14 protein-coding genes are annotated in these 25,471 nt (G+C 73.9%); 9 read left to right on the forward strand and 5 right to left on the reverse strand.

All coding sequences use genetic code 11. The features are described from left to right. Positions 1 to 136: 136 nt before the first annotated feature. The gene (locus I3F58_RS19025; RefSeq protein ID WP_240109831.1) at positions 137 to 1,303 is read right to left on the reverse strand and encodes a TIGR04222 domain-containing membrane protein; all 1,167 of its coding nucleotides are present in this window, start codon (positions 1,301 to 1,303) and stop codon (positions 137 to 139) included. A gap of 4 nt (positions 1,304 to 1,307) precedes the next feature. Continuing rightward, positions 1,308 to 2,612, reverse strand: a complete 1,305-nt coding sequence (locus I3F58_RS19030; protein ID WP_240109832.1) for a DUF692 domain-containing protein — start codon at positions 2,610 to 2,612, stop codon at positions 1,308 to 1,310. 1,268 nt (positions 2,613 to 3,880) lie between these two features. Between I3F58_RS19030 and I3F58_RS19035 the strand changes: the two genes are divergently transcribed. The 4 genes from I3F58_RS19035 to I3F58_RS19050 all read left to right on the forward strand — a co-directional run bounded on the left by I3F58_RS19035 (position 3,881) and on the right by I3F58_RS19050 (position 14,514). Further along, on the forward strand, positions 3,881 to 6,298 hold the full coding sequence (locus tag I3F58_RS19035) for a protein kinase (protein WP_240109833.1): 2,418 nt from the start codon (positions 3,881 to 3,883) through the stop codon (positions 6,296 to 6,298). A 61-nt stretch (positions 6,299 to 6,359) separates the two neighbouring features. Further along, entirely contained in the window at positions 6,360 to 8,672 is a 2,313-nt protein-coding gene (locus I3F58_RS19040) for a protein kinase (RefSeq protein ID WP_240109834.1), read from the forward strand. Between the two features lie 770 nt (positions 8,673 to 9,442). Then, positions 9,443 to 13,036, forward strand: coding sequence for a sodium/proline symporter PutP (gene putP / locus I3F58_RS19045; protein WP_240109835.1), 3,594 nt, complete (start codon positions 9,443 to 9,445; stop codon positions 13,034 to 13,036). A gap of 119 nt (positions 13,037 to 13,155) precedes the next feature. Next, positions 13,156 to 14,514, forward strand: a complete 1,359-nt coding sequence (locus I3F58_RS19050; RefSeq protein ID WP_240109836.1) for a S1 family peptidase — start codon at positions 13,156 to 13,158, stop codon at positions 14,512 to 14,514. A 4-nt stretch (positions 14,515 to 14,518) separates the two neighbouring features. On the opposite strand, the gene I3F58_RS19055 is transcribed toward I3F58_RS19050, so the two are convergent. From I3F58_RS19055 to I3F58_RS19065, 3 genes are read right to left on the reverse strand one after another with little or no spacing between them, the layout of a single operon-like run. Next, positions 14,519 to 16,036 (reverse strand): nickel transporter, encoded by a 1,518-nt coding sequence (locus tag I3F58_RS19055; protein ID WP_240109837.1) that lies wholly within the window; start codon positions 16,034 to 16,036, stop codon positions 14,519 to 14,521. Beyond that, positions 16,033 to 17,433: a tetratricopeptide repeat protein gene (locus I3F58_RS19060; RefSeq protein ID WP_240109838.1), complete on the reverse strand. Its 1,401-nt coding sequence runs from the start codon at positions 17,431 to 17,433 to the stop codon at positions 16,033 to 16,035. The genes I3F58_RS19055 and I3F58_RS19060 overlap by 4 nt, the downstream gene beginning before the upstream one ends. 40 nt (positions 17,434 to 17,473) lie before the next feature. Next, positions 17,474 to 19,021 (reverse strand): DUF4331 domain-containing protein, encoded by a 1,548-nt coding sequence (locus tag I3F58_RS19065; RefSeq protein ID WP_240109854.1) that lies wholly within the window; start codon positions 19,019 to 19,021, stop codon positions 17,474 to 17,476. A 308-nt stretch (positions 19,022 to 19,329) separates the two neighbouring features. Here I3F58_RS19065 and I3F58_RS19070 point away from each other — a divergent pair, with 308 nt between their 5' ends. The 5 genes from I3F58_RS19070 (at position 19,330) to I3F58_RS19090 (ending at position 25,470) form a co-directional block, all read left to right on the forward strand. Then, positions 19,330 to 19,497, forward strand: a complete 168-nt coding sequence (locus I3F58_RS19070; protein WP_240109839.1) for a hypothetical protein — start codon at positions 19,330 to 19,332, stop codon at positions 19,495 to 19,497. Positions 19,498 to 19,768: 271 nt separating this feature from the next. Further along, entirely contained in the window at positions 19,769 to 21,229 is a 1,461-nt protein-coding gene (locus I3F58_RS19075; RefSeq protein WP_240109840.1) for a radical SAM/SPASM domain-containing protein, read from the forward strand. Positions 21,230 to 21,251: 22 nt separating this feature from the next. Continuing rightward, complete coding sequence (locus tag I3F58_RS19080; RefSeq protein ID WP_240109841.1) at positions 21,252 to 23,156, forward strand: carbamoyltransferase C-terminal domain-containing protein; 1,905 nt, start codon at positions 21,252 to 21,254, stop codon at positions 23,154 to 23,156. 123 nt (positions 23,157 to 23,279) lie between these two features. After that, positions 23,280 to 24,185 carry a phytanoyl-CoA dioxygenase family protein gene (locus I3F58_RS19085; protein WP_240109842.1) on the forward strand — a complete coding sequence of 302 codons (906 nt, stop codon included), beginning with the start codon at positions 23,280 to 23,282 and terminating at the stop codon, positions 24,183 to 24,185. Then, complete coding sequence (locus I3F58_RS19090; protein ID WP_240109843.1) at positions 24,178 to 25,470, forward strand: MFS transporter; 1,293 nt, start codon at positions 24,178 to 24,180, stop codon at positions 25,468 to 25,470. The genes I3F58_RS19085 and I3F58_RS19090 overlap by 8 nt, the downstream gene beginning before the upstream one ends. Position 25,471: the final 1 nt, after the last annotated feature.

Raw genomic sequence — 25,471 nt, forward strand, 5'->3', positions numbered from 1 at the left:
CCCCACTGACACCCGGGCCGTGGCACGGCCCCGTGCACCGTGAGGTCCCGTGGACCGCCGAGGCAGGCCACCCGTGGTCCGTGTCCGGTGCCCGGCCGCTCCGCTTCGCGGCCGGGCGCCGGACACAGCGTCCCGCTCAGGTGCTGCTGCCACAGCCGCTTCCGCAGCTGCTCACCGACCCTCCGCCGCCGGAGGCGCACGACGAGCCCCCGCCGCAGGAGGAGCCCCCGCCGCAGGAGGAGCCTCCGCCGCAGGAGGAACCGCCGGACGCGCACCCCGAGCCGCCGGAGGCCCCCGCGCAGCCGGAGCCGCCCGAGCCTCCGCCCGCGCCGCCGGCGGAGCAGAAGGCGCCCCCGCCGCCGCAGGAGGTGGCGCAGCCACAGCCGCCCGCCGCGCCCCCGCCCCCGCACCAGTCGGTCGTCGTCGCATGGTGGCTCCTGTGCACCGAGTCGTCCGGCCCGGTGTGCGGCGCCCGGTGGACGGTGGTGTGGTGCGTGAAGATCAGCGGAAGGCCGCCCCACAGCGCGCTGCCGCCCCGCCTGGCCTTGACGAGCAGGGCGCGCAGTTCGGGGTCGGGCACGGCGGCGGGCCCGTTCATCGCGACGGCCTGGGCGACCCCCGTGACCTGCCCGGTCCGGAGCCAGTACTCGCCGAGAGCCTGCTTGCCCGCCGGGCTGACCCGCTCCCCGGGCGTGGCGGAGCACCAGGCGCCGACGAGGAGCGCGGTGATGACGGCGGGCAGGACGGCGGGCAGCAGGGGGACTCCCGCCGAGTAGTCCTCCTCGTGGGTGGGAGGGAAGATGTCCAGGTACTGCTCCAGCGTGAGGAACAGGGCGAGCACACCGCCCAAGGCGGACAGTGCTTGGAGCGCCTGTGCACGGCGCTTCCATACCGCCCTGTCCGAAGGGCGCAGCAGCAGACCGCGCCGCGCCAGTTCCTCTCCGATGCCCTGTACGGCGGGGCTCCGCATGACGTTGGCGCGGACCCAGGCGAGGGAACCGATGGGCGCGGTGGTGTGGACGTGGAGCAGGGCCGCCTCGACGGCGTTGCGGGGGACCGTCGCGCGAACGGCCATGACGCCGGGGGACGCGACGGTCAGCAGGCCGTCGGACTGCATGGCGGCGATCACCGTGTTCGCCACCTGGGAGGGGCCGCCGCTGAGGAAGGCGGCTTCGAAGAGGTCCCGCACCCGGTGCTGGCCGGGCGGGACCGGGCCGCCCCCGGTCGACCGCCGGGTGCCCACGAGCAGCACGCCGGTGAGGCCGAGGAGGACGAGATAGTAGAGGAGCCCTATGACGAACACGTGGTCACTTTCTGCGGAGTATCCGGCGGCAAGCGCGGGTGAGCCTGGCCAGGGCTCCGGGACGGGGCCGGGACCCGCCGGCCTGGCGGAGCCACCACTCGGACAGCCGCGCGCGTTCCGGCGGGCCGAGGAGCGTGCCGTCGAGCAGCAGGTGCTCGGCGAAGCGCAGGGAGTCACGGCGGTGCCCGCCCGTCAGCGGGGTGCGGCGCGCGTAGGCGAGGTACAGGGGGCGGTAGCGGTCACCGAGCAGGGCGGGCAGCTCCGGGGTCACCTTGGCCACGACCTTGCAGCGTTTGACGGTGAGGAGCCTCGCCTGGAGGCGGACGCGCTCCGCGTCGAAGCCCACGGGGACGGGGCCGCCCGCGACCAGGGCGGACAGCAGTCCCTCCTGCTGGTGCGCGAGGGCCTCGCGGCCGTCGGCGGCCACGGGGCGGTGGCGCGGCTCGACGGACGGGCCTGCTCCCTCCGGGACCTCCCGGCTCGGGCGTCCGTCTGCCACCACGCGGCGGATCGAGGCCAGTTCGGCGGCGAGTTCGTCCGCTGGAGGAAACGATTCGTCCCGCTCCAGCAGCACGCCCGGAGGCGTCATGCGGGCGCACAGGCCCGCCAGCACGTCAAGCACGGCGGAGGGGACGGGGTGGGCGTGGCTGTCGTGCCAGACGCCGTCCTCCAGGACGCCTCCCGCCACGTGCACATAGGCGAGTGCGTCACGCGGCAGCGCCGCGAGCGTCTTCGCCGGGTCCTCGCCACGGTTGACGTGGTTGGTGTGGAGATTGGCGACGTCGATCAGCAGCCGGACCCCGGTGCGCTCCACGAGTTCGGTCAGGAACTCGGCCTCGGTGAAGTCCTCGTCGGGCCAGGAGAAGAGGCCCGCGATGTTCTCCAGCGCCAGGGGGACGGGAAGGGCCTCCTGCGCGATGTGCACGTTCTCGCACAGGACGTCCAGCGCCGTGCGGGTCCGGGGCACCGGCAGCAGATGGCCTGCCTCCAGACGCGGGGCGCCGGGCCGTCCGCCGCCCGCGGAGACGAACGCGATGTGCTCCGTGACCAGGGGGGAACCGAGGGCTTGCGCACAGGCGGACAGTGCGGCGAGGCGTGCCGGGTCCGGGCGTTCCGCGCCGCCCAGCCCCAGGGAGACGCCGTGCGGGACGACGGTCACCCCTCGGCCGCGGAGCCGGACGAGTGAGGGAGGAAGGTGTGAGGGGCAGATGTTCTCCGCGACCACCTCCACCCAGTCCACGCCGTCGAGTTCTTCGACGGTACGGGCGATCTCCGGCCGCCAGCCCATGCCCAGGCCGAGTCGGTGCATGTGCTCTGTCTCCCCCCAAGGCTGCCGGGTCCCCGTGGTCCGAGCCGGGCGGGAACCGCTGGTGGTACGTCAGCCTGAACCAGTCGACTGATTGTCACAAACGGATAAGTGCAGGGCCGGGTCTGCCCGTCCTGGAGGCGTCGAGTGCCTGACGGCCCTGGTACGACGAGGGGCGGCGGCAAGCGGGCGAGGGCCCGCTCGCGGGACGGTGGCCCGGGCCCGCAGAGTCTGCCCGCGGCTGCCGAGATGCGGACGGACGCCGCCCTCGGCTCAGCCCGCCTCCCGGACGGCATCCTCGATCCGGTCGCGGGGGTGTCCGCTGCGGGGCGAAGGCCCGTGCCGGGCGCTGAGGGTCTTCTCACGCGGCGCGTGCGGTCCGTCTTCTCGGGCACCGCACACCCCCCAATGATGACTGACTGGTCAGTCATTGTCGCAGACGGCGCCCTGGAGCGCCAGAAGGAAACGGGTCCGCGTGAATGGCGCAGGCCGGGCCCCGGGGCGTCCGCGTCACGCTGATCCGGCTGAACCCGAGTCGGAACGTCCACCGGGGTGTGCTCCCAGGCCGCTCACGCGCTGCGCGCGGACGCGGCCGAACTGCTCCGGAACCACGCAGGCATGCCGGTCCGGCGGCGCGGGCAGACCCGTCCGGACCCGCGGCTGCCCGCGGAGGCACCGGCCGCCGACTGGGACGCAGAGGATGCCCGGGAGGTGACACGGCCGGGCCCGGTGCGGCGAGCCGGAGGGAACGGCCGGCCCCCGGCCGGGAACGGAGCCGCCCGACGGCCCGGTCCGGCAGGGACGGTCAACCCCCTTCGGAGAGCCCACGGGCGGGGCGACGCCGCGCGTCGTCAAGCTCGCCGCCGCACCTGTGGACGCGCCGAGGCGGCCGCTGCCGTCCCGCCGTCCCGGTGCGGGCGGCGCCGCTCTCACAAGGTGCCGGTGCGCGCGGGCCCGGCGGCTCGGACAGCGGCACCGGCCGGTGCCGACGGTCCGCTCATCCCTGACGGGGTTCATGCCCCGCGCCCGAACACCCCCCGGGCAGAGCCGAGGCGGCGGGGGCGCCGAACCTTCCGAGGAGGGGTGGCGCCGTCGGCGGGCCGGATGTGAAAGTGGATCAACGGACGTGTCCGGGACGGTCACATACGTCTCAACGGGGGAGCGGAGCATGGGGAGTTGTCTGACCGGAGCGGTGATGCGACCCAGGGACCGCGGGGCACTCGGTGCCCGGGCGTGTGCCGGGAGCCGACCGGGCGCCGGAGGGCGACAGCATGCTGGGTGAGCTTCTCGACCGTTCGCCGCGGCGCATCGGCCCGTACCGGATCCTGGCCCGGCTCGGCGCGGGCGGCATGGGCGAGGTGTACCTGGGTGCCGACACCCGGCCCCACCCGGCCCATGCCGGTCCACGGCTCGTGGCCGTCAAGACCGTGCGGGCGGAGCTGGTCGGTGACGGTGCCCTGCGCGACCGGTTCCGCCGTGAGATGGAGACGGCGCGTTCGGTCGAAAGCCGCTTCACGGCCCGGCTGCTGGACGGGGACGCGGACGCGCCGGAGCCCTGGCTGGCCACAGAGTACGTGGCAGGTCCGACCCTGGGCCTCGCGGTGCGCACGGCGGGCCCGCTGCCCGTGGAGACGGTGCGCAGCCTCGGTCTCGGTCTCGTACGGGCGCTGCGCGGCATCCATCACGCCCGAGTCCAGCACCGGGATCTGAAACCGGGGAACATCCTGCTCGGCTCGGACGGCCCCAAGGTCATCGATTTCGGCATCGCCCGCTACTTCGGTGCCAGCACGATGACGGCGACAGGTGCCATGGTCGGTTCGCCCGGCTTCATGTCGCCGGAGCACGTGCGGGGCGGGCGGCATGTGGTGGCCGCTTCCGACGTCTTCTGCCTGGCGTCGGTGCTGTGTTACGCGGCCACAGGCGAGGGCCCGTTCGGGGACGGTCCGGTGGCCGGTGTGCTCTACCGGGTCCTCCAGGCCGAAGCGGACCTCACCGGGGTGCCGGACGAGGTGCGGGAGCTGATCGGGGACTGTCTGCACGCCGACCCCTCGTCCCGGCCCGACACCGTCGCACTGGAGGCCCGGTTCCGCGCGGTGACGGACACGGCGGACGCCTCCGGCGGCGCCGTCGTCTGGCCCGCCCCGGTGCAGGCCCTGGTGGCCGCGGACGAGGCCGAGCTGGGTGGGGTCGTCGCGGCCGCCGGTCCGCTCGCCGAACCCGTACCGACGATGCCGGGCGCCGCCCCGGTCCACAGCGCGGACACGGTCACCGGCGCGCCTCCGCGCCCCGCCGCCCCGCCGCCCGGCCCGCGACCGGGCCGTCTGCGCGGCCGTACCCTCGTCGCCTTGGCGGTGGCGGGGTTCACCGTCGGCGTGCTCGGCGCGTTCGGGCTGAAGGCGCTCCGGGAGGACGGCGGAGACCGCGGCCGGGAAGCCTCCGGCGCGCCGTCCGGTTCCCCGTCGCCCCCGGCACCGGACGTCCTGTCGCAGACCGGCGTCGACCGGCACGGTGTCGAACGGAGCCGGTACTTCCCCGTCGCCCCGGCCGCCCGCCCGGACGGCTGGAAGCCCTGGACGGAGAGACTGGAAGGACGGCCCTGGAGCTGCGCGCTGAACAGCGAACTACTGGTGTGCCGGACCTACGACGGCGGGCTGGAGGCGGTCCGCGCCTCCGACGGGAAACCGCTGTGGAAGGCCGCCTCGCCCGCCCCCGGCGAGGAGCCCTACCAGGGCCGGTGGGGCGTCGTCATCCCGGGGCGCGGCAGCAATCCCCTGATCCACGGCGACACGGTCGTCTCCTCCGAGGGCGGGACGGTGCGCGGCAGGTCCGCCCGGGACGGCACGGTCCGCTGGGAACACCCCACCGGAGCCGGGGAGGAGACGGACCACTCCAGGGACGCCCTGCTGGGGGACGGGGTCGCGTTCTTCACCCTGGCGCACGGGGCCACGACCGTGCTGGCCTTCGACGCCGTCACGGGGAAGCAGCTCTGGAACGAGGAGCTGACCTCATACGACGTGCCGATGGCCGGGTACGGGGCACAGGGCGCCGAGCTGTTCGCGGAGGGCAGGATCATCGTCAGAACGGACAGCGGCCTGACGGGCTTCGAGGCGCGGAGCGGGAAGGCGACCGCGGTGGACGTGCCGAACGGAGGCTACTGCGGCGCCATGCGCGCGCACGGCGGTCAGATCTACTGCGACATCGCGGGGCGGGACCCCGTGATCCTGGACGCGGTGACGCTGCGGCAGGTCCCCCCCGCCGCGCCGGGATCCGGAACCGGGAAGATCGGGGCGGAGGATGTGATTCCGGCTGGCGGGACCTCGTACAAGGCGAGTGTGAACTTCCGGCGCGGCCGCTTCGAACTCGTCGACCTCACGCCGGGCAGGGAGGACCGGGCGCCGCGTGGTGTCGACATCACCGCCGGGACGGCGGACGTCAGCACGGAACCGGTGATCGTCGGCTCCACGGCGCTGCTCGCCGACAACCGCCACCTCTACACGCTGCCGTTGAGCGGCGGCGAGGGGAAACGCCACGAGATCGAGGGCGCGCCCGGCAACGAGGAGACCGGCGGACGGGACGGCGGACCGCTCGACGCCCCGCGGTCGTGGAAGCCCGAGGTGATCTCCCTCGGCGGCGCCCTCTACATCGCCTTCCACGACGGAACCGTCCGTTCCATGGAGCTCCCCGGCTGACGCCCCGCCTCGTCCGTGTGGAACGACACCCCTGACCGACAACCGACTTGGAGCTACCGACGTGCTGCGCCCGCTCGACGCCGACGCTCCCCGCACCATCGGGCCCTACCGGCTGCTCGCCGCTCTCGGATCCGGCGGTATGGGCAGTGTGCACCTCGCCGTTCCGCACGGTGGCGGCCCCGACGACCTGGTCGCGCTGAAGACCGTCCGCCCGGACCTGGAGCTGGAAGGCGACTTCAGGCTCCGGTTCCGGCGCGAGGCGGAGGCGGCGCGGGCCGTGCGTGGCCCGTACGTCTCGGCCCTCGTCGACGCCGACCCGGAGGCCCCGAGTCCCTGGCTGGCCACCCGGTACGTCGCCGGGCCCTCGCTCGACGAGGCGGTGAGCCGCCATGGACCGCTGCCCGCTCCCGTCGTGCGGGAACTCGGCGCGGCGCTCGCCCGCGGACTGGCCGCCGTGCACGGCGCGCGGCTCGTGCACCGGGATCTGAAGCCGGGGAACGTCGTCCTCGGTACCGGGGGCCCGCGGCTGATCGACTTCGGCATCGCCCAGGCGTACGACGCGACGGCGCTCACCGCGACCGGCATCATGGTCGGCTCACCCGGCTTCATGTCGCCCGAGCACATCGCGGGCAACCGGTCGGTGACCACCGCGTCCGACGTGTTCTGTCTCGGCGCCGTCCTCTGCTTCGCGGCCACGGGACACGGCCCGTTCGAGGACACCGAACTCGCCGCGATCGTCCACCGCATCGCCCGGGGGCAGGCCGATCTGACCCGCGTGCCGGCGGAGCTGCGGGACGTCGTGGCCGCCTGCCTGCGGCAGGACCCGGGCGGCAGGCCGACGACCGGCGAACTGGTCCGCGTGCTCGATCCGGCGTCCGCCGCGGCCCGCCCCGGGGCGGCTGCGGCGCACCGCACGGGTCCCTTTCCCTGGCCGGACGGCGTGGGTGACCTGATCGGCGCGTACCAGGCCGCCGCCGGGAGAGCGCTGGCGGCACCCCCGGCACGCCCCGTGCCCCCACGCCCGCCCGGGCCCCCCGCGACACCCGCCTCCGCCGCGGCTGTCGCGCGTACGGGAGCCCGGCGGCGCTGGGCCGTCGGCGCGGGCCTCGCGGTGGTGCTGGCCGGTGCGCTGACGGCCGTCCTGGTGAACCTTCCGGACGGAGAGCGGCGGACGCCGTCGGAGGCCGGAGGGAAGACGGGGGAGACCCCGGTTCGGGAGGAGGGCCGGGCACGGGAGGAGAGCCCCGCACGCACCGGAACGCCCTCCGCTCCCGCGGTCTCCAGTGACATGGGCGACTTCGGGCCGGACGCGCTGGACCGTACGCGCCAGCCCGAGGGCTGGCGTCCGTGGGCCGCCTCCTTCGACGTCCCCGGCGAGGCACAGGACTGCGCGCTCAGCGGTGCGGTGTTCGTCTGCCGCCTGTGGGACGAGGGCGGGAAGCGGATGCGGCTGGAGGCGCGGAACGCCGCCGACGGCACGCACCTGTGGCGCTATCCCGCCGAGGACGCGGCGGCCGGGAGGGGCGGCGCGCGCAGCTTCGACCTGGACGCCCGGCAGGTCTACGTCGGCTCGTCCGACGAGGCGGGTTTCGACGTGCTGGACCTCGACGACGGGAGGCAGGTCGGCAGACTGCCCGGGCGGATCGGATACAGGCCGGAGGTCGCCCGGGTCCACGCCGGACGGGTCTTCACCTCGTACGCGGGAGAGGGCGGGCCGGGAACCGCGATCAACATGCTCTTCCGCGCGTACGCGGTCGAGGGCGGCGCACAGCAGTGGGAACGGGTGATCCCCATGGCCTACCCGCAGCAACTGGATGTCGCGGGCGGTCGGGTCCGGGTGCCCGGCCCGGCCGAGACGCTGGTCCTCGATCCGGAGACCGGGAAGACCGTGGCGAGGACCCCGTCGTACTGCGACCTGCCGCCCCGGGGTGCCCTCTACCTGTCCTGCGGATCCGGGGGGATATGGGACGCGCGGACCCTGGAGGAGGTGAGCGGTGTACGGGTGGGCGCGCCGCAGGCCGTGAGCCGCGACGGGCTGTTCTTCGTCGAGGGCACCGGCCTGCGGAAGGGTTCCCCGTACCTCCGGGCACTCCACGCGCGCACCGGACGCGAGCAGTGGGCCGTCACCTGGAGCCGCGGGGACCGGGTGGGGGCGGCGGGTGACCGGTTCGTGATGTTCGGCGCGGGCACCCTGCGTACCTTCGCACTCGCCGACGGGACCCCCGGCCCGGATGTCTCCACCTTCCAGGACTGGCCGCGTGAGGGCGGATCCCCTACCGCCCCCCGCGCCCGGCCGGGCACCGCGCTCGTGTCCGGCCGTTCCTTCTTCCTGACCTTCGAAGACGGCACGATTCTCTCGGCCTCGGTCCCCTGACGTCCGGTCGCGTCCGGTTCGCCACCGGGCCGGTACCGGCCCGGACACCGCGCCCGGTCCGCCTCCCGCGGTCGCGCCGGGGCACACGGGTACGGCCGCCGGGCGCGTCCGCGCGGACCGTGCGCCGGACGACGCGGGGCGGGGAAGACGTCGGGCCGACGGCCAGGAGGGAGGTGCGAGGGGTGCGAGCCGCCCCTCACGCCCGACGGCTCCGCGCCCTGCCTGACGGAGAGGTGCGGCTCCGGCCGTCCCGTCCGCCGCCCTGCCGACCCGCGCCGTACGCGGCCCTGCCGGGCCGTCCACCGCCGGGGAGACGGAGCCCGGGTCGCCGGGCGGCTGTGCGCCCGTCGTTCTCGGACGGCAGGCGGCACGCGCGCGGGCGATCAGCCGTGACGTGCCCGGCCCGGGAGTCGTCGGTTCAAGCCCGGTGACGGGATGCCGCCGCGCACCGCCGGGGCCTGCGACGCCGCCGACCGGTCGACCCCCTCCCCGGGGCCGCGGCGGCGGTACGGGTCGGCCGCACGCCCGGGAACCGTCCGGAGCTGCACCAGGCGCTGACCCGGCACACGGAGGACCGTCTCGGGGACGGCGTGGTGATGTTCGTGGCCGGCCGGCCCGGCTCGTCCGCCGTGGGGCGGCGCGCCGCCCCACGGCGGACGAGCACCGTTCGCCCTCCGGGGCCCCGCGTCGGTAGATTGGCAGCCAGGGCACGGGGCCGCAGATCCAGCCACGGCCGTGCGCCGGTTACCAGCCTCGCAGGCGAGGAAGACATGTTCGATCTGAGCGCGCCGATCATGGCCACGTTCATCGTCTATGTCGTCGCCATGATCGGAGCGGGGATCTGGGCGTACACCCGCACCCACACCTTCACCGACTTCGCCCTCGGCGGCCGACGGCTGAGTGCCCCGGTCGCCGCCCTGTCCGCCGGAGCGAGCGACATGTCCGGCTGGCTGTTCCTCGCCCTGCCCGGAGCCGTGTACGCGGCCGGTATCGGCGCCGGCTGGATCGCCGTCGGCCTGGCGGTCGGCACCTACCTGAACTGGCTGCTCGTCGCGCCGAGGCTGCGCACCTACACGGAGCGCGCCGGTAACGCCGTCAGCCTGTCGGCCTATCTGGAGGAACGTTTCGAGGACCGCACCCGGATGCTGCGGCTGGTCTCGGCGGCGGTCACCGTCGTGTTCTTCACCGTGTACGTCGCAGGCGGGCTGGTGGCCGGCGGCCTTCTGTTCGAGCAAGTGTTCGATGTCGACTTCGAACTCGCGGTGATCCTCACCGCCCTGGTGATCGCCGTCTACGCGGGCCTCGGCGGATTCCTCGCCGTGAGCCTGACCCACGTCCTCCAGGGCGTCCTGATGGCCCTCGCCCTGGTGCTCCTCCCCGCGATCGCCATCGGGACGCTCGGGGGTTTCGGAAGACTGGGCGGGGCCCTGGACGACCGGACACCGAGCCTGCTGGACCCGGGGGCCCAGGCCAGGTTCGTGGACGGTCAGTGGTTGGCGGGCGGGCCGCTCGGCGCCGTCGCGATCGTCTCTCTGCTGGCCTGGGGCCTCGGGTACTTCGGGCAGCCGCACATCCTGGCCCGCTTCATGGGTATCCGCAGCCCCCGCGCCGTCCCCCTGGCCCGGCGCATCGGAACGGCCTGGGTGCTGGTGGTGCTCGCGGGTGCCACACTCGTCGGGCTCGTGGGCATCGCCCAGCTCGGCACGCCCCTGGCCAACCCGGAGACCGTGTACATCGTCCTGGTCCGGACCCTGCTCGACCCCTGGGTCGCCGGGTTCCTGCTGATCGCCGTGCTCGCCGCGATCATCTCGACCGCGGACAGCCAGCTGCTGGTGTCGTCCACCGCCCTGACCGAGGACTTCTACCGGGCGTTCCTCGACCGCCGGGCCCCGGACCGGGTGCTGGTGTGGGTCGGCCGGGGCGCCGTCGTGGCGGTGGTCCTCGTCGCCGGTGCCATCGCGCTCAACGGCGGCGGCGTGCTGAACATCGTCGCCTACGCCTGGGCGGGCTTCGGGGCCGCCTTCGGTCCGGTCGTCCTCCTGTCGCTGTACTGGCCCCGGATGACCTGGGCCGGAGCCATGGCCGGCATCGTGTCCGGCGCGAGCACCGTGTTCCTCTGGGACCGGATCAACCCGCTGCTCGGGCCGCTGGAGTCGGACATCTACGAGATGGTGCCGGGCGTGCTCGTCGCCGCCGTCTCCGCACTGCTCTTCGGCCGGTTCGTCGGCCGGCCCCCCGAACGCGCCTTCTGGCGTATGCCGGGCGGAGGGGTCAACCAGCTGATGCTGGAGCCGTTCCTGGCCCACGCGCCGGTCGGCGTCGCCGTCCTCGACACGGACCTGCGGTACGTGTGGGTGAACGACGTGCTGGAACGCCTCATTCCCCTGGAGCGGAGGCTCGGCCGCCAGGTGGGGGAGGTGCTGCCGAGGCTGGAGGCGGAGGGCTTCCACGAGAAGATGCGGGCGGTCCTGGAGACCGGGACACCGGTCGTGGACTTCGAGTTCCGCTCCCCCTACGACGGAGACGCCCACCGGACGCTCGCCTATTCGGCCTCCTTCTTCGCGATGAAGGACCGGCACGGCCGGCACGTGGGCATCTGGTACATGGTCATCGACGTCACCGAGCGCTGGCTCGCCCAGGAGCGCCTGGCTCTGCTGAACGAGGCCAGCGCTCGGATCGGCAGCGCGCTGGACGTGTCGCTGACCGCCCAGGAGCTGGCCGACGAGACCGTGCCGTCCTTCGCGGACATGGCCGTCGTCGATCTCCTGGACTCCGTCATGGGCGGCGAGGAGCCGCCGCCCGGGCCCGTCGAGGGCACCCCCGTCCTGCGCCGCGCCGGCCAGAAGGCGGCGCGGCCGGGCCGCCGCCCGGAGGCCGGACCCGCCGTCGAGGAGCCGGTGCGGCACGTCCTCTCGTCGCCCATGGCCCGCTGTCTGCGGGAGAGCCGGACCGTCGTGGAAACGGTCCCGGACGCCGTCGCGCCCGACTGGGTGACCGCCGACCCGTCGCTGAGCGCCCTCGTCCGCCCCTCGGAGCGGCACGCCGTGATGGCGGTACCGGTCATGGCGCGCGGCGTCACCCTGGGGGCTGCGGTCTTCGTGCGGGCCCGGCGCCTCGGCCCGTTCGCGGAGGACGACGTGCGGCTCGCCGAGGAACTGGTCTCCCGCGCTGCGGTGTCCGTCGACAACGCGCGCCGCTTCGCCCGCGAGCGCGCCGCGGCCCGCTCCATGCAGCGCTACCTGCTGCCCCAGGACCTGACCGGCGGATCCGCGCTGGAGGTCGCGTCCTGGTACTACCCGGCGGACGCGCCGAGCGGCGTGGGCGGCGACTGGTTCGACGTGATCCCGCTCTCCGGGACCCGGGTCGCGCTGGTCGTCGGGGATGTCGTCGGACACGGCATCAACGCCGCCGCGACCATGGGACGGCTGCGCACGGCGGTCCGCACCCTCGCCAATCTGGACCTCCCGCCCGACGAACTGCTGGCCCACCTGGACGACCTCGTCATCGGTCTCACCGAGGTGCACGACCAGGACTCCGGGACGGGCGCGGAGCAGGAGAGCACGGGCGCCGCCCTCCTGGGGGCCACCTGCCTGTACATCGTGTACGACCCGGTCACCAGCCGGTGCACGATGGCCCGGGCCGGGCATCTGCCGCCCGTGCTCGTCGGTCCCGACGGCGCAGCCGAACTGTTCGACCTGCCCGCCGGGCCGCCGCTCGGCCTCGGCTCCCTCCCGTTCGAGTCCGCGGAACGGGAACTGGCCGAGGGCAGCCTGATCGCGCTCTACACCGACGGCCTCGTCGAAGCCCGGGACCGGGACATCGACGTGGGGCTCACCCGGCTGCGCGACGCGCTCGCGGCACCGGGGAGGACCCTGGACGAGACCGGCGGCCACGCGGTCGACACCCTGCTCACCGGTCCGCCGCCGGACGACGCGGCGCTGCTCCTCGCACGGACCCATGTCCTGGGCCCGGAGCAGGTCGCCTCCTGGGACCTGCCCGTCGATCCCGCCGCCGTCGCCGACGCCCGCTCCCTGGCCTGCCGGAAGCTGTCCGAGTGGGGCATGGACGAGCTGCTGTTCAGCACGGAGCTGATCGTCAGTGAACTGGTCACCAACGCCATCCGGCACGCGGCCGGGCCCGTCCGCCTGCGCCTCATCCGGGACCGCACGCTGACCTGCGAGGTCTCCGACGCCAGCAGCACCTCGCCGCGCCTGCGCCATGCCCGCACCACCGACGAGGGCGGGCGGGGACTGCTGATCGTCGCCCAGCTCGCCCGGCGCTGGGGCACCCGCTACACCAGCGGCGGCAAGATCATCTGGACGGAGCAGCCCCTTCCCGAGCACCCGGTTGAACCGGTCGGCTGAACGATACGTACGGATAACCGCACCGTCGTCCCCTGGAGGACGGTGTAGGTGACGATGTGTCAGATCGACCGCGCGGCTGTGCGGGAGCGCAGCTGCCGCCGCGGAGAACAGGGGGATCGATGAGCCGTGCACGGCGCAGCGTGCGAAGGGCCGCCCGGTTCGCGGCGGCCGGCGGGCTGCTCTGCGGCTCGCTGATGGTGACCAGCGCCCTGGCGGATGAGCCCGCGCGCAGGCCGGCCGTCGGGCCGGACCGTACGGGCGCCGACCTGGTGGAGCGACTCGGCCCCTCCCGTACCGCCGGAACCTGGATCGGAGCCGACGGACGTCCCGTCGTCGCCGTGACGGACGCGGAGGCCGGGGCCGAGGCGGTACGCGCCGGGGCGCGCGCGAAGACCGTGCGGCACAGCATGGTCCGGCTGCGGTCGGCCGTGGACGGTCTGCGTGCGGCGCCCCGTGTGCCCGGCACGGCCTGGGCGATGGACTACGCGGGCAACCGGGTCCTCGTCCAGGCGGACAGCACCGTCTCGGCCGCGGACTGGTCCAGTCTGTCGCGCCGCGCCGAACAGAGCGGCGGTGTCGTGCACATGGAGCGGATCTCTGGTGTGCTGTCCGCCCGGGTCAACGGTGCGGAACCCGTGTTCTCCAGCGGTGGACGTTGTTCCGCGGGCTTCCATGTGACGGACGGGCGGAGGGAGTTCATCCTCACGGCCGGGCACTGCGGGCCTGTCGGCACCGCGTGGTCGCAGGACGCGGGCGGGTCCCGGCCGGTCGGGCGTACGGTGGCCGGGCGTTTTCCGGGTGGCGACTTCTCGCTCGTCGACCTGTCGCTCGCCGCCGGGGCGGGGGCCGGCTCCCCGGCGAACGGCACCGTCGTGAACGTCGGTGGCGGACGGGGGATACAGATCACGGGGGCGGGCGAACCCGTCGTCGGCCAGGAGGTGTTCCGCAGCGGTGCCACGACGGGTCTGCGCACGGGCAGGGTTACCGCGCTGAACGCGACGGTGAACTACCCCGAGGGCACCGTGACCGGCTTGATCCGGACCACGGTCTGTGCCGAACCCGGCGACAGCGGAGGCCCGTTGTTCGCCGAGGGCATGGCGCTCGGGGTGACGTCCGGCGGTACGGGCGACTGCACGGACGGGGGCACCACGTACTTCCAGCCGGTCACCACGGCGATGGAGGCGCTCGGTGTGCGGCTGGCGGTGCCGGACGGGGCCCCCGGCGGCGGCGGTGTCGCCGCGGCCCCGTCTCCCGGCCCGGGAAGCGGCCCGCGAGACACCTTGCCGGGGGCGGCGGGGCCGGTGGGGGCGGCGGACGGGCGCGGGCCCGGGTTCCTGCCGTTCGCCACCCCCCGGAGCCTCGTGCCCGGTCTGTCGGTGATCGCCGCGAGCCTCGCCCTGCTCGTCGTGGGCCGTGCTCTGCGCTCCGCCCGGGACCGCCGGAGCTACCGGCGACGGTACGCGCGGGCCTGGGGCTGACGCCTCAGCCCAGCGTGGCCGTCACGCCCCGCGTCAGCAGCCCGCAGCCCAGCACGAGGACGACCGCGGCGGTGCCGAGCGGCGCCAGGCGGTGGACCCGGTCCAGCAGTCGGCCCCGGGGCCGTCGGGCCAGCCTGCGTGCCGCGGTGTCACGCATCCGGACCACCGCCAGCCCTGCCGCGGACAGGGTGAGCGCCAGCCCGGCTCCGTACGCGAGCACCAGCAGGAACCCGAACCACGCCTGCCCGAGACCGGCCGCACCGACCAGTACGACGACGGCCGAGGGGCTCGGCACCAGACCGCCGGCCAGCCCCATGAGGACGAGCCCACGCGTACCGGGGGAGCGCGGGCGGCCGTGGTCGTGCTCATGCCCGTGCCCGTGCCCGTGCCCGTGGTCGTGCCCGTGCCCGTGCCCGTGATCGTGTGAGTGCCCGTGCGGCAGATGCCTCCGTCGCCAGGCCCGGCGCACCAGCAGTGCTCCGACGGCGGCCACGGCCGCGCCGCTCAGGACCGTGAGCCAGGACACCACCGTGGGCGCCGCCGCAGAACCCGCCACGATCAGCGTGCCGAGGACGAGCACCCCCAGCGTGTGTGTGAGGGTCACCGACGCGCCGAGGGTCAGCACCTCCCGCAGCGACCCCCGGCCACGCGCCGCCGCAGCCGCCGCCATCATCGTCTTGCCGTGGCCCGGGGCCAGTGCGTGCCCGGCCCCCAGCAGCAGCGACACGCCGATCGCCAGCGCCGCGGACCCCGCGGTCAGCTCGCGCCGGGCCACCAGCCCTGTCAGGGTGTCCGCCCAGCGGTCCGCCGCGCGCGGCAGTACGCCCGCCGCCGGGGAGGCGTCCCGGTCGGGTGAGGTCCGTTCGAGCGGGGCGCCCCCCGGACGGACCGCGAGCGAGGCGGAGCGGACATCGGGCGGTGAGGACAGCAGGTCGTCCGGGTACGCGGCCAGCCGTCGGGAGCGGGAGGCGCGCGGCACGTCCGAGCCGGAGATCACCGTGCCGTCGCCCCGCGCGGTGATCTCCCGCCATCCGGGTCCGGCGGCGACGGCGGCCGGTTCGTACCCGAGGCTCAGCGAAGCGCCGCGCGGCAGCGCCGCCGTCAGCTCACAGGTCACCCGCAGGGTCCGCAGCCCGGCCTGCCCCGGACGCTCTTCGGCCCGCGCATCGCGCGCCTCGACGCCCACCGCCCTCCGCTCTCCGGAGTCCGTGCCGACGGTGAGCCGGGCCCCGCGCGCCGCACGGTCGCAGCGGGCCCGCGCCCACGCGGAGAGTTCCGGCACCGAGGAACGGCCGTCCCCGTCGGCGTCGACGCGGCCGCCCTCCTGCGCGGCCGGGATCTCCGCCAGGTCCTCCACATGATCCACCGTCAGCTTCCCGGGGGAGAGGACGAGTCCGTCGTACTGGCTGACCGTGAGGTCGCCCAGTGGGTGGGCCTGTGCCGCCGCCGCGGAGAACACGGCCAGGGCGGACCCCGCCACCAGGGTCAGGGCGGCACGGGCGGTCACGGAGCGGCGGTTCACGCGCCCCCTCCCGGCCCGGCCGGCGCGGCGAGCACGCTCTTCGCCTCCCGCGCCTTCACCGGCGAGAAGCCCGGGTTCAGCTCCAGTGCCTCCCGCAGATGGCGGCTCCCGGCCTCCGTGTCGCCCAGCGCGTGCTCGATCATGCCGCGGTGGTAGAGGAAGAGCGCGTTCCGGTAGCCGGGCGACGCGGCCGTCGCTCTCCGCGCGTACACCAGGGCCTCCTCGTCCTCCCCGCTCGCGTGCAGCGCCCAGGCGAGCGCGTCCGCCGCGTGGACGCTGTGGCGCCGGGACCACTCGGAGCGTGCGGCGGCCAGGGCTTCCGCGCCGTCCCCCCGATCCGCGGCGATCAGCGCCGACTCCAGGTCGGTGGCCACTCCGTTCGCCCGCGCCAGCCGGGTCCAGACACCCGCCAGCGCGTACTGCTCCTCCGCCCGTGCGCGTTGCCCGTCGGCCGCGTACAGCTCGGCGAGCGAGGCGAGGCTGCCGGGCAGCGGACTGCGCCGTACGACCTCCTCGAGGTCGCGCAGAGCGGGCCCGGTCCGCCCGAGAGCGGCCCGGGCGCGCCCGCGGCCCTCCAGCGCCGGGAGATACCCGGGCTCCGCGCGCAGGGCCGTGGCGTAGTGCCGCAGCGCCTCCTGGAACCGGCCCCGGCCGAACGCCAGATGCCCGAGTTCCGTCGCCACGTACGCCCGGTCGCCCGTGGTGAACGCGGAGCCCAGCGCGCGCGTCAGCACCCGGCGGGCCCCGTCCGCATCGCCGTGCAGCTCCTGTACGTACGCGTACCGGGTGAACACCGGGACGCCGGGGCGTCGGCGGTCGGCCAGCTCCACCGCCTCGCGCGCCTCACCGTAGCGGCCCAGCTCGACGAGGGCGTCGACCCGGGTGGACAGGGCGCGTTCGCTGTACGGGTTCACCCGCAGCGCCCGGTCCGCGAGACGCAGCGCGGACGTGAAGTCGTGCCGTGCGGCGGCGAGCGCCGCCTGTCCGGCGAGCGCGGCGTCGTTGTCCTCGGCCGCGCGAAGCCGCAGGGAACGGGCGAACGCCTTCTCCGCCTGCGGGTACCGGGTGGGATCGCCGCCGGTCCGCGCCTGCTCGACGTATGCCAGACCGAGCGCCGACCATCCGGCGGCGTCCCCGGGACGTTCTCCGAGGTGCCGCTGGAGCGCCCGGACGTCGTGGTCCGGCCGCCCGGACCCCGCTGACGCGGCGGCCCCGTGCGCCGCGAGCACGGACCCGGGCTGCCCGTCCCCGGCTGTGGTGACGCCCGGCGGCCCGGCCACCGGGGCGGCGCCGGTGAACGCCGCCGCCACCATCACGACTGCGGCGATCCGCACCCGCCGCCTGGCCGCCGCGTCCCGTTCGGGCCCGCGTGGACCTCGCGGTTTCCACTGGAGCATCCGGCCTCTCTTCCTCCTCGTCGCCTCACTCACCCCCGTGTCAGCCCAGCCACGACCGCCGCGCGGGCCGCCGGCGCCCCCGCAGCCCCTTCACGCCGAGCCAGACGAGCAGGACCGCCACGGCTCCCGACGCCGCGGACACGAGCATCGTCGTGTCGGTCCCCCAGCCCGCCGTGACCGACGAGCCGCCGCCCGTCAGCCCCGTGACGCCGGACTTCGCCGACGCCGCCGTGTCCCGGACGTCGGACCCTGCGTGGGGCAGCGCCACATAGGGGAAGTGGCCGAGGAACTCCTTGTCGTTGGCGTCGACCGCGTCGCCCAGATCGTTCTTCGCGCCGAGAAGTTCGCCCTCGACGGTCTGGAGTGCGATGTCGACCACGTCGTCGGTGAGCCGCCGCCCGTTCGGGAAGCCCGCGTTGTCCCCGTCCAGCACACCGAGCCGTTTCGGCTCCGCGACGGGCTTGACGGAGGTGTTGAGCCGGAGCATCTCCGAAGGCGTGACGTGCGGCGGCTGGTTCAGGTCCTCCACTCCCGTCAGGAACACCGAGACGAGGTCGTTGCGCGGCTCCTCCGGGGCCTTGATCTCGTAGATCTGCTCGATGAGCCTGGGCAGCTCCGGCTCCGTGACGTTCTTCAGGAAGTCCGCGTCGTCCTGCGGCGAGGACGCGTTGAACTTGTCCTTGTCCTTCAGCGGGTTGACCACCTCGTTGACGAGAGGCATGCCCAGCCGGGAGACCTGCGTCCAGTCTCCCCGGGCGTTCTTGCGCTCCGTCGTGGTGTACACACCGACGACGGGCTGCCGCTCCGACTCCCGGAGGTAGGCGCTGGGCACCTGGAGGGCGATCGTGTTCACGTTGTAGCCCCGGAGCGTGTCGTTTCCGACCTCGCTCAGATCGCCGCCGTACAGCAGGTCGAAGACCCGCAGGTCGAGGAAGAACGGGTCGTCGGCCTGCCCGGCGAACGCCTTGAGGCCGCCGGGGAGTTCTCGCACCGCCTGGTCGCGCAGCGCCTTGTAGTCCGGCATGGAGGCCTTGCCGACGTTCGACGGCGCGACCGGCAGCCGCCGACCGAGCACATGCCGGGAGGCGGCCTTCCCGTGCTTCAGCCGGATCAGCTCGATGTCGTAGGTCTGCGTGAAGTTGAGGTCCGGATCATCCAGGCTCTCCACCACACCGGTGTTGTAGAGGAACGTGTCCTCGTTCTTGCGATGGTCCTCGAACGTGAAGCGGTACACCAGGTCGTCCTGGGCGTCCCCGTCCTGGTCGACGTGGAACGTGTAGCGCGCGTCCTGGGCGAACGGGTAGAAGTTCGGCCCGCCACCCGGTTCCTGGAACGGCAGCCAGTTCGCCACCAGTGTGGTCGAGTCGGGATGGTCGGGGCTCACGAACGCGTACAGGTCCGTCGTGTCGAACTGCGGCTGGGCGGAGATCAGCGGCGCCTCCCGGTGGCTGGAGGCACTCGCCGTCTCCGGCTGCGCCAGGGCCACGCCGGCCGCCGTGAGGCCTCCGGCAGCCACCGCTCCGCACGCGAGCAGGGCGGTGCTCCTGAGCCACCGCCGGGGCACCCCTGTTCCGTTGATCGCAGCCATCTCCATCACGCCTCTCGTCACGCGCGCCCCGTCCTTACCGGGCCGGCCTGACGTCATGTACGGGCACGAAGGCCGTTCCGTTCGGGCGCCCTCCGGGCAGAAGGCACAGCTCGCGGAGGTCCGGGGGCCTCCGGGGCGGCTCCGGAAATGATCCCCGGACGGGAATCCCTCCGGAGGGGATTCCGGAAAGCGGAAGCGGATCAATGGCCCTGACGGACCTACGTTCTTGTCCGGATGGAGTCCTTTTCGCGTATCCGACCCGCTGCTTTACTGATGGCCTCGTGTGTCGCACCTACCGAGGAGGCCACATGGCCGAAGTCAAGAAGGTCACCCGACCCGCGGTCACCGCGTCGTCCCGCCCGTGCGCGTTCGTGTCGCCGGACAAGGGCAACGCCCCGACCATCACGCCCGTCCATAAACAGGCGGACAGCGTCTCCGCCCCTGCTGAGCAGCGGAAAGCGCACGTGCAGCGCTAGGGGCTGAGGTTCCCCGGGGCCCCGCCCGGCGGCCGGGCCCCGGTTCAGCCGCGCGCCCCGGGCCGGGGACCGGCCCGTCTCGCGCGGTTTCGCGTCATGGTCCTTTTCTCCGGCGTTATGTCGCCGCAATGCCGCATTGGAGAAGTCTTCAGCCATGCAGAATTCCCTGTATCAGTCCTCGCGATACGTGCGTACTCTCCGTGCCGCGGGCGACCGTGATTTCTCGTCGTTCGGAGGGCGGCTCGACTCCTATGAGGGCGATGACCGGACCATGGCCTTCCATTCGCTCTTCGGGAATGCGCGGCTGATCGACCGGGATGTCGTCGATCTTCTCCGGGACGCCTCCGAGGGCGTCAGCTGGGAGCGGCTGCGCGGGCGCCTCGACGAGGACTCGCTGCGCGACCTCCTCGAAGCGAGGTTCCTCGTCGAGGCGGGTCACGACGAGGCGCGCGAGATCGACGAACTGCTGGAGAACCGGCAGAACGCGCTCGGCACCGGCGTGTTCCACTCCTCGATCCAGCTGGTGCTGACCAACGCCTGCAACTTCTCCTGTCAGGGCTGCTTCGCCTACAACTTCGACGGCGGTGTCCAGGAGCGCAACACCTCCGGAGAATCCGTGAAACCCGGCCCCGTCCTGCTCGAACTGCGCCGCTCCCGCCCGGAGCCGGGCCGCCCGGACTCGGGGCCCACGCTGGCCAGGGGCGACTGGAACCACGGTTCGGACGAGGGCCGCAACCCCTCGATGCACATGTCGCGCGAGGTGGCCGAGAAGACCGTCGAGGAGGCCATCGCGCTGCGCAAGGCCAACGGTGGCGGCCATCTGACGGTGTCGTTCTTCGGCGGCGAGCCGACTCTCGCCCGAGGCACCATCCTGCACGTGCTGCGCACCTTCGGCGACCGCCATGACGGGGTGACCCTCTCCTACGACCTGACCAGCAACGGCTCGCGCATCGACGACGAACTGCTGGAGGCGCTCGCCCGGCACCGGGTGGACACCACCGTCTCCATCGACTACCTGGTCCCCGAGACCGGGGAGTTCCGCGGCGGACAGCAGCAGCGCACCCCGTGGGCGGTGGTCCGCAAGGCGATCCTCGACATGAAGGCAGCGGGCGTCCCGGTCAGCATCACGACCGTCCTCTCCCAGTACACCTGGGACAAGTGGGGCACCCCGCTCATCGACTTCGTCGCGGAGGCGGGTCTGGACACCCTGGACGTGATCGTGTCCTTCCAGGCCCGCGAGTTCTTCGACAAGCACAGCCCGCACGAGGTCGCCCAGCGGCTGCTGGCCGCGGTCGACTACGGACGCGAACGCGGCGTGCAGCTCAGCGGCTACTGGTACCAGACCTTCCAGATGATCATCGATGAGGCCAAGTGGGCCGAACAGGCCGACTACAAGACCTGCCCCGCCGTCGGCCGCCAGCTCTCCATCGAGCCCAACGGCAGCGTCTTCGCCTGCAAGGCCACCGCCCGCAAGCTCGGCACCATCGACGACTGGCGCGGGATCTTCTCCTCACCCGCCTACCAGGACTACGGCATGAGGGCCTACACCAACGGCCCCGGCTGCCAGGGGTGCGAACTCCAGGGCACCTGCTCGGGCGGCTCGGCGGGCGCGCTGGAGGAGGAGAACGGCTCGATCCAGGTGATGTCGCCGGGCTACTGCGGCTACATGCGCGAAGTGGTCCAGGGCCTGCTGGAACGCCACCACACCCAGAGCCTCGCGGCCCTGTCCTGACCGGCGGAGGATGACCGACCCCATGGCAACCATAGGGATGCACTTCGGCCACGACGCGGGTGCCGCGCTCACCCAGGCCGGCGGTTACCACGTCATCGAGGCCGAACGGCGCCTCGGGCTGCGCCATGTGTGCGGCGGCAACGGCGACTTCCCGCAGGCCGCCGCCGCATGGCTCGCTGAGCTGCGGCAGCGGGCGGAGACCCCGGTCACCGGGATCGCCGTGGCCGACTGGTACACGCCGGTGTGCCGGACACTGCCCCCGTCCCTCGTCGAACTGGTCAACGAGGACGCCCGCTGGACGGCGACCGACGGCACCGGCCTGGCCGACGCGGTCACCCGCGTCATCAAGCCCCTGGACTGGCCCCTGGCCCGGGAGTTCGGTGACGTCACCCTCACCGCCGTCCGTCACCACTACGCGCACGCCGCGCTCGCCTACCACACCTCCGGCGCCCGCAGGGCCCTGGTGCTGGCGCTGGACGGGACGGGCAACTACGCCGAGTGCGGCATGGTATGTCTCGGCGACGGCGACCAGCTCACCCCCGTCATGTCGTTCACCAACCGGACGGGCCCACGCTTCGGCCTGGTCTACGAGGCGCTCGCCCGCCGCGTCCACGGCAGCCAGTTCGACACCGGCAAGCTGCTCGGCCTCACGGCCACCGGTGAGACGGATCCCTCCCTGCTGCCGGTGCTGCGCGCCATGCTCGTGCCGCAGTCCACCCGCCGCGCCGCGCCCGGCCTGTACGAGCCGCTGGACGAGGCCCGGCTGGCCGGCACCGCCCTGCGGTACGCGGACAGTTGGTGGACGTACGACCCGGACAGCGGCGGATACCTGGACGCTGGCCTGGCCGACTCCTCGGACGATGACGTCGTGCACTCCTTCGGGTCGGTCTTCCCCGACGAGATCCGTACCGGGGACGGCCGTACGACGCTGGTCGGCACCGGCCCCGAGGACCGGACCTGCCGGGACCTGGCGGCCACGCTCCAGACGGCCGTCGAACAGGACCTGCTCCGGCTGGTCACCGGCATCAGCCGCCGCTTCCCCGGGTACGCCACGCTCTGCTACGCGGGCGGCTGCGCGCTCAACATCACCGCGAACACCCGCATCGTCGAGTCCGGCCAGTTCACCCGCGTGTACGTGCCGACCTGCTGCGACGACTCGGGCATCGCGCTGGGAGCGGCGCTCGCCGCCGCCGACCCCGCCGACCGGCCCGCCCTGCTCGGGCGCACCGGGTGGGCGCCGCTCGCCTACGCCGGCCCGCCCCTGGAGGGAGTCGACGAGGAGGGCGGCGAGGAGCGTGACGAGGGCGCCGCGGGCCGGACGGGCGACCCGGCGGTGCGGCTCCGAGCCTCGGCCGCCGGACTGGGCACCCGCCGCCCGGCCGACGACGAGGACTTCGTCCGGGCGGTGGCCGGCCTGCTGGCCGACCGGCGGTGCGTGGCCTGGCTGGAGGGCGGCCTGGAGACCGGCCCGCGCGCCCTGGGGCACCGCTCGCTGCTGGTCTCGGCGCACTGGAGCGGCGCCCGCCGCCATGTCTCCGAGACGATCAAGCAGAGGGAGTGGTTCCGGCCGGTCGCGCCGATCTGTCCCGAGGAGCTGGCCGACCGGTACTTCACCGGGCCCCTGGACCACACCGAGGCCATGCTGTTCGCCGTGCGGGTCCGCCCCGACCGGGCCGAGCTGCTGGCCGAGGCGCGGCACATCGACGGCACCGCCCGGCTCCAGACCGTACGGCCCGGGACCCAGCCCCTGCTGCACCGGCTCTGCCACGCGGTGGGGGAGCGCACCGGCCTGCCCGTGCTGATCAACACCAGCGCCAACAGCGGAGGCCGTCCCATTCTCAACCACCTCGACCAGGCACTGGAGCTGCTCCACGGAACCGCGCTGGACGCCGTGGCGCTGCCCGGAAGCCGGCTGATCATCGAGTGATCCGTACCGTCACGCCTTCCGCCGCCTCCGTCCCCGGGTCCGGCAGATTGTCCGAAACGGCGATGTCCACGTCTGCCGGCCGCAACGGACCATGTACAGACGTCGCACACCTGGAGAGTGCCCGTGCCGCACGCCGCTCAGCTGCGAGACATCCGCAAGACCGAACCGCTGCGCGTCCTGTCCCTTCAGGACTGGGAACAGTGGGTCACCCAGGGATATGTGATCGTCCGGCAGGCGGTGTCCGCCGCGACTGCCGCCTCGCTCGCCGCGGGCCTGCGCTCCTTCCTGGACATGGACCCCGACGACCCCGCGACCTGGACCTCGCCGCACACCGGCAACGACCGGCTGCCCGGACACAGCGGGCTCGTCGAGATGTACAACCACCAGGCCCAGTGGGACATCCGGCAGACCCGGCGGGTGTACGAGGCGTTCGTGGACGTCTGGGACCGCACCGACCTGTGGGTGACCATCGACTTCGCCAACGTCAACCCGCCCAACCGGGGCCCGCGCGCCTTCGACGGCTTCATCCACTGGGACGTGGACACCTCCACCCGCCCGCTGCCGGTCAGCTGCCAGGCGGTGCTGTCCCTCACCGACGGCGACGAGGACATCGGCGGCTTCCAGTGTGTGCCGGAGATCTTCACCGAGTGGGACGCATGGGTGAGCCGCCAGCTGGCGGACCGCGACCCCTTCACCCCGGACATCACCGGATACAAGATCACCACCCCCCGGGTCGCATCCGGGGACCTCGTCATCTTCAACAGCCTGCTGCCGCACGGCGTACATCCCAATGTGTCCGAACGCCGGGTGCGCATGGCCCAGTACCTGACCATGGCGCCGGCCTGGGAGGACAACGACGGGCTCAGGGAGGCCAGGGTGCGGTTCTGGCGTGACCGGATCCCGCCGCACCCGCCGGAGGGCGGCGTACGCAAGGACGAGGCCCGGCTGTACGGGCCCGCTCGCCTGACCGGGCTGGGCGAGCGGCTGCTCGGGCTGCGCACCTGGGGCGAAGGGAGCGTTGTTGGCTAGCACCGCCCCCTCCGGGACCCGCCCGGCCCGCCGGGGGAACCTGGGCCGCCCGTTCCGCTGGCTGTGGGCCTCGACGGCCGCCTCCAACGCGGGCGACGGCATCACCCGTACACTGCTGCCCCTGCTGGTGGTCGCGGGCCACCCCGACCCGGTCGCGGTCGCCGGGCTCACGGCGGTCAACATGCTGCCGTGGCTGCTGTTCGCCCTCCCCGTGGGCGTCCTCGTGGACCGGGTGGACCGCCGCGGGATCGTCCTGGTCAGCAACGGGGTCCGCGCCGCGGCGCTGCTCGGCGCCGCCCTGGTGCTGACCGGAGACCGCCCGCTTCCGGCGCTGTACGCGCTGGCCTTCGTCCTGGGCATCGCGGAGACCCTGGCCGACACGGCGGCGCCCGCGATGCTGCCGCGCCTGGTCGACCGGCGGCACCTGGAACGGGCCAACGGGCGGCTCTCGGCGGCGCAGATCGTGCTGAACGAGACGGCCGGGCCCCCCGTCGCGGGACTCCTGGCAGGGCTCACCGCCGCCGTCGCCCTCGCCACCGGGGGCCTGCTGTACGCGTTGGCGGCACTGCTGCTGCTGGGCCTCGCCCCGCTCGCACGCGGGGGCGGCGGCGACCGGGCGGGCACGAGTGACGACGGGGCGCCGCCCCGCGCCGGGGACGGCGGTGTGCTGCACGGCATCCGCGAGGGGATCGGCTTCGTCCTGGGCCGTCGCGCGCTCCGGCTCACCCTGGCCGCCAGCACCCTGTACGGCCTGGTGTTCTCGGCCACCTTCTCCATGCTCGTCCTGCTCAGCACCCGGACCCTGGGGCTGAGCGAGGCCGGGTACGGACTGCTGCTCGCCGCCGGATCCGCGGGCGCCGTCGCGGGCAGCTGGCTCGCCCCCCGCGCCGCGGACCGGGTCCCGGTGGTCCCGCTGGCCCGCTGGTCCCTGGTGGCCTCCGGGCTCGCGTACACCGCGCTCGGACTCGCCCGGCACCCGGTGCTCGCCGCGCTGGCCCTGACCGCCAACGGCGTCTTCATGATGGGCTGGAACATCCCCGTGATGTCGCTGCGCCAGCGACTCACCCCCGAGCACCTCCAGGGCCGGGTGATGAGCGTGTCCCGGCTGTGTGCCTGGGGCGCCATGCCGGTCGGCGCGACCCTCGGCGGGCTGCTGGCCAAGGGGCTGTCCGTGCCCGCGGCCTTCGTGGTGAGCGGCACGGTCCTGGCAGCGGGCGCCCTGCTGCTCCTCGCACCCCTGCGCACCGACCCCTCTCCGCACGGCGACCTACCCGACAAGGAGTGAC

Origin of the sequence: Streptomyces sp. MUM 203J (assembly GCF_022414595.1) — a bacterium.
Lineage (GTDB): Bacteria > Actinomycetota > Actinomycetes > Streptomycetales > Streptomycetaceae > Streptomyces.

Coding starts and splice junctions, on each gene's coding strand:
- I3F58_RS19030 (WP_240109832.1), bottom strand. CDS start 2,612: ATGCACCGACTCGGCCTGGGCATGGGCTGGCGGCCGGAGATCGCCCGT.
- I3F58_RS19035 (WP_240109833.1), top strand. CDS start 3,881: ATGCTGGGTGAGCTTCTCGACCGTTCGCCGCGGCGCATCGGCCCGTAC.
- putP (WP_240109835.1), top strand. CDS start 9,443: ATGTTCGATCTGAGCGCGCCGATCATGGCCACGTTCATCGTCTATGTC.
- I3F58_RS19050 (WP_240109836.1), top strand. CDS start 13,156: ATGAGCCGTGCACGGCGCAGCGTGCGAAGGGCCGCCCGGTTCGCGGCG.
- I3F58_RS19060 (WP_240109838.1), bottom strand. CDS start 17,433: ATGCTCCAGTGGAAACCGCGAGGTCCACGCGGGCCCGAACGGGACGCG.
- I3F58_RS19065 (WP_240109854.1), bottom strand. CDS start 19,021: ATGGCTGCGATCAACGGAACAGGGGTGCCCCGGCGGTGGCTCAGGAGC.
- I3F58_RS19070 (WP_240109839.1), top strand. CDS start 19,330: ATGGCCGAAGTCAAGAAGGTCACCCGACCCGCGGTCACCGCGTCGTCC.
- I3F58_RS19075 (WP_240109840.1), top strand. CDS start 19,769: ATGGCCTTCCATTCGCTCTTCGGGAATGCGCGGCTGATCGACCGGGAT.
- I3F58_RS19080 (WP_240109841.1), top strand. CDS start 21,252: ATGGCAACCATAGGGATGCACTTCGGCCACGACGCGGGTGCCGCGCTC.